This window comes from Deinococcus marmoris (assembly GCF_001949125.1).
Classification (GTDB): domain Bacteria; phylum Deinococcota; class Deinococci; order Deinococcales; family Deinococcaceae; genus Deinococcus; species Deinococcus marmoris_A.
Genome location: NZ_MSTI01000173.1, coordinates 26,720 through 34,907, shown reverse-complemented (window position 1 = coordinate 34,907; position 8,188 = coordinate 26,720). Strand labels below are relative to the sequence as shown.

Sequence of the window (8,188 nt, the reverse complement as noted above, 5' to 3'; positions counted from 1 at the left end):
TTGTGGTGCACCCCAATGGACTCGAACCATTGACCGACCGCTTAGAAGGCGGTTGCTCTATCCAACTGAGCTAGGGGTGCCTATGCGTCCTCGAAAGGACGAAAGCTCCCGCAGGGGGAGCCTTGTATTGGGTGTGGAGCGAGATCACGGATTCGAACCGAGGCCAGAAGCTTGGAAGGCTGCTGTGCTACCACTACACCAATCTCGCCTGTGCGCGTGTCCGCTGGGAACGGGAAAATGATGGTCGAGGCGACTGGATTCGAACCAGCGACCCCTTGGTCCCAAACCAAGTGCGCTACCGAGCTGCGCTACGCCTCGACACTTCCACGCGCAGGCGGCACTATAGCAAATGTCAGGCCCATAATGTCCAGAGGTAAGCCAGCAGGCGTATGCTGCCCCCAGCATGAGTTTGGCCCCACGTCTGAAAACCTATCTGGATCTGGTGAAATTCGAACACACCGTGTTTGCTCTGCCCTTCGCGTATGCGGGGATGTTGCTGGCGAGCATGACGCAAAACGGCACCGGCTGGCCCGGCCTGGGCGTGGTGATCTGGGTCACGGTGGCAATGGCGGCGGCCCGCACGGCGGCGATGGGCGCAAACCGTGTGATCGACCGCGCCATTGACGCCCGCAATCCGCGCACGGCGGGGCGTGAGGTCCCGGCGGGCAAGGTCAGCCCGGCCCAGGCGTGGGCGCTGGTGGGCGTCAGTCTGGCGGTCATGGCCTTCGCGGCGGCGCAGCTCAATCCGCTGTGTCTGGCGCTGCTGCCGCTGGCGGTGGTGTTCCTGATCGGCTATCCGTATACCAAGAGATACACCTGGCTGTGCCACGCCTGGCTGGGCGTCACCGATGGCGCGGCGGCGGCAGGCGGATATGTCGCCGTGACTGGCCACTTTGCCCCCACCGCCTGGGTGCTGTGGGCCGTGGTCATTTTCTGGATGATCGGCCTGGACGTGATCTACGGCACGCTGGACCGGGATTTTGACGTAAAGAACGGTATCAAGAGCATTCCCGCCCGCTTCGGCATTCCGCGCGCCCTGAAGATTGCCGCTGCCAGCCACGCGCTGACCTTCGCGCTGCTGCTGCTGGTGGGCGTGGTGGCCGGGGCCAGTGGCTGGTACTACCTGGCTGCCGTGGCGATGGGCGCGATCCTGCTGTACGAACACCGCATCGTCAACCCCAATGATCTGGGGCGGGTCAACGTGGCCTTCTTCGACGCCAACATGTGGCTGGCCCTGACCATGCTGGCCGGGGTCATCGTGGACGTGACGTGGCGCACGCTGACCTGAGACGGATTCCGTCTATTTCGTACAGAAATCGGGACAGCGCCGATTCCTGCACTCCATGCCCGGAACCCGTTTTTCTCCTGTTCACTGTCTTGTCCAGAATAGCGCCCATGAGGACGCTTGGACGCTCGTTCGGATTTTCAGGTGTTTTTAACACCTTTCAATCGGAGTCCGCATGAGACCGGACCTGCGCCTTATTCCTCTAGAGGCCGCGCAGGCGTTTGCAGACGGCGACGAGCGGCTCGCACTCACGCTGCTGGCCCGCGCGCGTGATCTTCAGGCGGCTGGAAGCTGGGGCTGGGCGCTGCTGGAACGGCTGCACGGTCTGGTCCTGATCCATGTGCTGCGCGAGGTGGAGGGGACCTTTGCGCTGGAGCGGGCCGACGCGCTGCTGGACCGGCTGGCTGAGAATGATCTGGATGCGGACGCCCCGTACCCCACGCTGGGTCTGCTGGAAGAGCGGCTGGACCCCTGAGAAACGGTCTGTCCGTTAGAATCCCCGGCATGACCGCCGCCACCTTCCCCGCGCTCTCTGTCAGGAGCCGCCGTTGACGCTGGAAAGCTCTGAGCGGGACTTCGCGGCGCGTTACGCGGCCCACGCCGCCCACGGCCTGATCTACCCGCAGCCCGAGGGCAGCCCGCTGCTGGAGTTCGTGGCCGGAGGCCGGGTGCTGTATCTGTTTGACCGCAGCGGCCCCTACTCGGCCCAGCCTGGCGCGGCGCGGGTGGTGGTCCACGGTGTTCTGGAAGCGGACTCGGTGGAGTTGCTACCCGGCAGTGAACACCGTGAAATCCTGAGCGTGCAGGGCGTCTCGGCGCTGGCGGGCTGTGGGCAGATCACACACACTGTAGGCAAGGCTTGGGTGGTTCAGGCGCGGCTGCCGCTGGTGCTGGCGGCCTTCGGGGAACTGCCCCCGGTCACACCCGGCCAGTGGATCACCTTCAGGACACTTGCGCCGCTGCATGGGTTTGTCGTCTGACCGATATGGGTCCGCTCAGACAGCACAGCCTTGTGAAAGACCTGTAAAGAGGGCCATCTACGATTAGCTCCAGAAGGGGGCTGAGCCGTCTCCAGAGGGCCAGAAATCCGGCTGATCTGACGGGAGATTGTGTCCTGGCCCCCAGCCCATCGCCAGAGCCGGATGAAAGCTGATTAAGCACCCCTCGCGTATTCTCATGAGAACGCTCCCTAGACTGGCGACATGGAACGCAAGCCTCTCGTCCTCGTGATCGAGGATGAAAAAGATATCGCCCGCTTTATCGAACTCGAACTGGCCGCAGAAGGCTACGCCACCGAAGTCGCCTTCGACGGCGTAACCGGCCTGTCCAAATTCCGCGAAGTCAACCCCGATCTGGTCATTCTGGACCTGATGCTGCCCGTGCTGGACGGTCTGGAAGTCGCCCGCCGCATCCGCAAGACCAGCAACACCCCGATCATCATCCTGACCGCCAAGGACGGCATTCAGGACAAGGTCGAGGGTCTGGATTCCGGTGCGGACGACTACCTGATCAAGCCCTTTTCCATCGAGGAACTGCTGGCCCGCGTGCGCGCCCACCTGCGCCGGGTCAATCCTGCCGTGACCGGCGAGGTCCGCGTGGCCGATCTGGTCATGAACCTCGACGGGCGCGAGATCTTCCGGGGCGGGCGGCGTGTGGAATTGTCGGCCAAGGAGTTCGAGTTGCTGGAACTGCTGGCCCGCAACCCCGGCAAGGTCTTCTCCCGCTTCGAGATCGAGGAAAAGGTCTGGCCCGAATACACCGGGGGCAGCAACGTGGTGGACGTGTACATCGGCTATCTGCGCCGCAAGCTGGAGGAGGGCGGCGAGCGCCGACTGATCCATACCGTGCGCGGTGTGGGCTACGTGCTACGCGAGGAGTAAGCGCTCAGGCTCCACCCCTCGTACTCCTGAAACACGCTGACCCTCACGCCTGACCGCTACACTGCCGGGCGTGAGGGTTCCTTCGTTGCCACGCCCGCTCGCCGGGGCCGCCCGCGCGGTCAAGGGGGGAGCCGCGCCCACAGGTTCGGTCAGCCGCCGCCACAAGACCCTGCGCTGGCGGCTGACCCAGTTCTACACAGCGCTGCTGGCCGCGTTGCTGATCACGGTGGCTGTCACCACGCTGGTGATCATGCGTAACAACCTGATCACGGGAGTCAACCGCGACCTGGGCGACGCTTATGGGCGGCTGGCTCAGTTGCTGCCGTCGCTGAACCTGTCTTCTGCCAACCCCGAAAGCCTGGACGCGACAGGGAATTCCATAAGTCTGCGTTACCAGTTCCCCAACTACGCCATCCAGATCGAGCGGCTGACCTTCTATGACCTGCCGCTGCTGACTGATCGGCTGACCCAGGCGGTCAATCCCGACGAGCGCCAGAGCCTGTTTGACGACCTCAATTTCCTGCGTGGTCAGGCACGTAACTTTTCTGGGATTGACCGCAAGAAGCCCATCACGCTGCCTGACGCCCAACTGGCCGAGTTGATCAGTTCGCCGGACGGCCAGTTGTTGATTGATCAGGACGTGCAGGAGGTCTATCCCGACAGACCCACGCCTATGCGTGTGCTGGTGCGGCTGGCCCCGCTGTCGTTGCAACAATCGCCGCTGGGGTTGCCGGGCAGCAACGACACGCTGACCATCGTGTACGTGGGCCGCAGCCTGGATGACATTCAGCACACGCTGGCGGACCTGCGGAACGTTATTGTGCTGCTGTTTCTGGCGGGCCTGATCACGGCGGGTGTGGGCGCGTACCTGCTGGCCGGGCGGGCGCTGCGGCCCCTGGGACTGGTGCAGCGTGCCGCCGAGGGCATCGGTGGGCAGAACCTGACCGAACGCGTGCCCGAACCCGAAACGGGGGACGAGGTACAGGCGCTGGCCGGGGCGCTGAACAGCATGCTGGGCCGCCTGGAAGACAGTTTCGAGGCCCAGCGCCGATTCACCAGCGATGCCAGTCATGAACTGCGAACGCCCGTCACCGCCATCAGCGGCCATGCCAGTTATCTCTTGCGCCGCACCAGCCCCAGCGGACAGCAGCAGGAAAGCCTCAAGATCATCCGCAGCGAGTCCGAACGCCTGACCAACCTGATCGCCAGCCTGCTGCAACTGGCCCGCAGTGACAGCGGCGCGCTGGTGATGGCCCGCGATCCGATCCTGTCGGGCCTGTTTCTGGCCGAGATCGCTCGCGAGCTGATGCCGCTGGCCCAGGCCCAGAACTCGCGCCTGCCGGTGGCCGGGCAGGAGGTGACCTTCGAGGGCGACCCGGACCGCCTCAAGCAGGTGATCATCAATCTGGTCAGCAACGCCCTCAAGGCCGGGGCGCGGACCATTACCCTGAGCAGCCAGCCGGAGGAGGACGGCACCGAGGTGCGCCTGAGCGTGACCGACGACGGCCCCGGCATTCCCACGGATCAACTGGACCGGTTGTTTGACCGCTTCTACCGTCTGGAAGACAGCCGCAGCCGTGACGTGGGCGGCGCGGGTCTGGGCCTGAGCATCGCGCGCGGCATCGTGGAGGCGCACGGGGGCCGCATCTGGCTGGAAAGCGAAGAGGGCAAGGGGACGGCGGCCCATGTGCAGTTGCCCGTGGGCGACGTGCCGATTCTGGACGAAGAGGACGTGCCGTAGCGCACCGGAGAGCGATTCGCGGAGATCATAAATCTTCATCCCGTTCTGCACTGTGCCATCTACACTGTCAACTGTGACTGAGCCTGTGAGTGTGCCGTTTCTCCGTGCCCTGACCGGGCTACGGGCTATCGCCGCCTTGTGGGTGGTTTTTCACCATTACTTCGATAAATTTGTGCTGCTGTTTCCGGGACTGGAACTCTTACGGACGTTCGCCCAGGCAGGCAACATGGGCGTCGAGCTGTTTTTCGTGCTGTCCGGCTTCGTGATCACCCTCAACTATGTCGACCGATTTCAGACGTGGAACGGCCCCACCTACGTCTACTTTCTGCGGGCTAGAATTGCGCGGATCTATCCGGTGGTTGTGGCCTGTCTTCTGGGCGCGCTGGGCATCGTGACAGTGGCTGACCGGCTGAACCTGACGCTGAGTACAGAGGGTCTGTACACACCCGGCGGCTTTGTGGCCAGCCTGCTGATGGTTCAGGCGTGGGGGAACAGCGCTGATGCCACCTGGAACTTCGTGGCCTGGAGCGTCAGTGCCGAATGGTTTGCCTACCTGTGTTTCCCGCTGGTGGCCCTGATCTATCACCGGGTCAGGAGGCCGGGCGCGGCAGTGGGCATTGCCGTGACGGCCATCGTTGCCAGTATCCTGCTGATTCTCAGCAGTGGTCTGAGCGTCGTCAGTCCTTTCGACCACAATTCCCTCTTGCGGATCACGGGCAGTTTTGTGGCCGGGGCCATGATGTGCTGGCTGTGGCGCAACCGTTCTGGCGCGTCATGGAACTGGGGCCTGCTGACGCCTGTGCTGGGGCTGCTGGCGGTGGTCAGCGCCACAGCCTTGACTGCCATCGGCACCGGGGCCTACTGGACCCTGCTGTTCATGACCCCGTTCATCCTTGGCCTGGCCTACAACCGGGGCTGGCTGGCCCGCGCCCTGTCTACCCCGCTGGCCGACTTCGGGGGGCGCATCTCCTACTCGATGTACATGTCCCATCTGCTGCTCAAGATGGTGCTGGTCAAGCTGCTGCCCGCCGAACGCTTTATCGACGCCGGAGTGGTGGTCCGCCTGGGCATCGTGGCCGTGTACCTGGCACTGGTTCTGGCCGTGGCCACCGCCCTGTACTTCCTGATCGAGGAACCTTTTAGGAAGATGCTGCGGCCCCGCCCACGGCGTAAACCCGCACTGGATCAATCCGAAAGCAAGCTCGCGTAGTTCCCGGGAAATCTGCTCTGGCGGGGTCAACAGTCAAAACCCCCTCACCTGGCTGGATGAGGGGGTTTCGCATCTGCACGCTCAGCTCATCCGGTGCTACTTCTGCAAATCGCGCAACTTGCGGTACAACTCCTTTTCCTCGTCGCTGGGGGCGGCAGGCACCGTCACGTTCAGGCGCACGTACAGATCGCCGCGCGTGCCGTCCTTTTTAGGCCAGCCCTGACCGCGCAATCTCATGCGGCGGCCCCCGCTGCTGCCGGGGGGAATGCTCAGGTTGCCGCGCCCGCCCAGGGTCTGCACGCTGATGTCGCCGCCCAGCGCGGCCAGCGGGACAGGCACGTCGGCAGTGGTGGTCAGGTGATCGCCGTCCAGATCGAAGCGGGCGTCCTCCAGCACGCGGATGGTCAGCAGCACATCGCCGCCCCCTGGTCCCTGTCCAGCCAGACGCAGACGTGCGCCGTCGCGCGTGCCTGCTGGAACGCGCAAACTCAGGCGCTTGCCGTCCACGTTGATCACCTCGTCGCTGCCACTGAAAGCCTCTGCCAGCGTGACCTGCAACTCGCCTTCCACGTTCTGCACGAATCTCCGTTGTTGCCCTGCGCCGCCCAGCCCGCCCAGCAGGTCTTCAATATTGACCTGCTGCCCGCCGGGAAAGCCGCCGCCCATTCCCCCAGCACCCGCGCGCCCCCGCGCTGCCTGACCGAACAGGCCCTGGAAGAAGTCACTGAACTGGCCCGGATCGAATCCGGCGAAGTCGCCGCCCTGAAAATTGCCGCCGCCGGGAAAGCCGCCGCCCTCGCCGTAGCCCGGTGGCACCTGCCCAGTGTGGCCGAACTGGTCATAGACCTTGCGTTTCTCAGGGTCACTCAGGACGGCATACGCCTCGCCGATTTCCTTGAAACGGTCAGCGGATTTCTCGTCTCCTGCATTCTTGTCGGGGTGATACTGCTTGGCCCCCTTGCGGTAGGCCGACTTGATATCCGCGTCGGACGCCCCACGGGAGACGCCCAGCACGTCGTAATAGTCTTTGTATGCCATGACGCCTCCGGCGTTGTCTAAGGGTCAAGGGTCTGGGAAAAAAGGCGGGCGATGAATCAGGTTTCTTGGTCTTTAGCCCTTAGACCCTTCGACTCTCAGACCCTTAGACCTTTCAGACACTTACCAGTTCCAGATACAGCCCCTCCACCTTCGCCCGCGCCCAGGGTGTGCGGCGCAGGAATTTGAGGCTGCTCTGAATGCTGGGGTTGGAAGAAAAGCAGTTGATCGGTACGCGGTGGGCCAGCTCCTCCCAGCCGTAGGCGTCGTGCAGGCGCTCCAACATAAGTTGGAGGGTGACGGCGTGGAGGGGATCAGAGGAGGTCACGCGTTCAACCCTTGCGGCTCACGACGACGCGGGCCGGGCGTACCAGCCGGTCGCCCATGCGGAAGCCTGCCTGAAACACCTGCACGATCCTGTCGTCCTCATCGCCGGGCACGGCCTGAAGCGCCTCGTGCCACTGGGGATCGAAGTGTTCGCCCTCTTTACCAGTCAGCTCCAGCCCCAGCTTGGAGAAGACCGTCAGCACCTTGGTCTGCACGGCCTTGACGCCCGGAATCAGTTTGGCGGGGTCTTCCGATCCCATCGTGAGGGCGCGGTCCAGATCATCGTAGACGGGCATCAGTTGCTCGGCAGCCTTAGAAACGCCCTTGTCCTCGGCAGCGTCGAGATCCTGCGTGGTGCGGGTGCGGTAGCCGTCGAAGTCGGCGGCCAGACGGCCCAGCTTGAATTTCAGATCGGCGTTTTCCTTTTCCAGCACTTCCACGCGCTCCAGCTTGCCCATCATTTCCTGAACCTGGGCCATCATGCCCTCGTCCATGCCGGGAAAGCCCGCGAAATCGGCTTCTTCGCCGTCCTCATCGCTCAGCAGTTCGGCGTCGATGATGTCGCTGTCCGCGTCGATGGTCTTCTCGCCGTCACGGGCGGGGGTGAATTTCAGGTTCTCGGTGGTTTCGGCCTCGGCATCCGGGGCTGAGCCGTTTTTGATCTTGTCGTCTGTCATCTGGGAACCTCGTTTTCTGAACATCGGTTTAAG

9 protein-coding genes and 3 tRNA genes are annotated in these 8,188 nt (G+C 63.6%); 6 read left to right on the top strand and 6 right to left on the bottom strand.

Going from position 1 to position 8,188, the window contains the following annotated elements:
- Positions 1-3: 3 nt before the first annotated feature.
- The 3 genes from BOO71_RS24805 to BOO71_RS24795 form a co-directional block, all read right to left on the bottom strand.
- Positions 4-80 (bottom strand) — tRNA-Arg (locus tag BOO71_RS24805).
- A gap of 54 nt (positions 81-134) precedes the next feature.
- Positions 135-208: transfer RNA gene (locus tag BOO71_RS24800), tRNA-Gly, on the bottom strand.
- 33 nt (positions 209-241) lie between these two features.
- Positions 242-318 (bottom strand) — tRNA-Pro (locus BOO71_RS24795).
- 85 nt (positions 319-403) lie between these two features.
- Between BOO71_RS24795 and mqnP the strand changes: the two genes are divergently transcribed.
- The 6 genes from mqnP to BOO71_RS24765 all read left to right on the top strand — a co-directional run bounded on the left by mqnP (position 404) and on the right by BOO71_RS24765 (position 6,116).
- Entirely contained in the window at positions 404-1,288 is an 885-nt protein-coding gene (gene mqnP, locus BOO71_RS24790; RefSeq protein WP_075836907.1) for a menaquinone biosynthesis prenyltransferase MqnP, read from the top strand.
- Positions 1,289-1,460: 172 nt separating this feature from the next.
- A complete protein-coding gene (locus BOO71_RS24785) occupies positions 1,461-1,760 on the top strand; it encodes a hypothetical protein (RefSeq protein ID WP_075836906.1) in 300 nt (99 codons plus the stop codon).
- A gap of 73 nt (positions 1,761-1,833) precedes the next feature.
- Positions 1,834-2,265 (top strand): hypothetical protein, encoded by a 432-nt coding sequence (locus BOO71_RS24780; protein ID WP_075836905.1) that lies wholly within the window; start codon positions 1,834-1,836, stop codon positions 2,263-2,265.
- A gap of 222 nt (positions 2,266-2,487) precedes the next feature.
- Positions 2,488-3,165: a response regulator transcription factor gene (locus BOO71_RS24775; protein ID WP_010887388.1), complete on the top strand. Its 678-nt coding sequence runs from the start codon at positions 2,488-2,490 to the stop codon at positions 3,163-3,165.
- A 70-nt stretch (positions 3,166-3,235) separates the two neighbouring features.
- On the top strand, positions 3,236-4,906 hold the full coding sequence (locus tag BOO71_RS24770) for a sensor histidine kinase (protein WP_254843291.1): 1,671 nt from the start codon (positions 3,236-3,238) through the stop codon (positions 4,904-4,906).
- Between the two features lie 73 nt (positions 4,907-4,979).
- Entirely contained in the window at positions 4,980-6,116 is a 1,137-nt protein-coding gene (locus BOO71_RS24765; protein ID WP_175607535.1) for an acyltransferase family protein, read from the top strand.
- Between the two features lie 96 nt (positions 6,117-6,212).
- Here the strand turns inward: BOO71_RS24765 and BOO71_RS24760 are convergent, their stop codons facing one another.
- The 3 genes from BOO71_RS24760 to BOO71_RS24750 all read right to left on the bottom strand — a co-directional run bounded on the left by BOO71_RS24760 (position 6,213) and on the right by BOO71_RS24750 (position 8,179).
- Entirely contained in the window at positions 6,213-7,154 is a 942-nt protein-coding gene (locus BOO71_RS24760; RefSeq protein ID WP_075836903.1) for a DnaJ C-terminal domain-containing protein, read from the bottom strand.
- Positions 7,155-7,266: 112 nt separating this feature from the next.
- Complete coding sequence (locus tag BOO71_RS24755) at positions 7,267-7,479, bottom strand: VF530 family protein (RefSeq protein ID WP_303046798.1); 213 nt, start codon at positions 7,477-7,479, stop codon at positions 7,267-7,269.
- A 4-nt stretch (positions 7,480-7,483) separates the two neighbouring features.
- Positions 7,484-8,179 carry a nucleotide exchange factor GrpE gene (locus BOO71_RS24750; protein ID WP_254843290.1) on the bottom strand — a complete coding sequence of 232 codons (696 nt, stop codon included), beginning with the start codon at positions 8,177-8,179 and terminating at the stop codon, positions 7,484-7,486.
- Between the last annotated feature and the right edge of the window lie 9 nt (positions 8,180-8,188).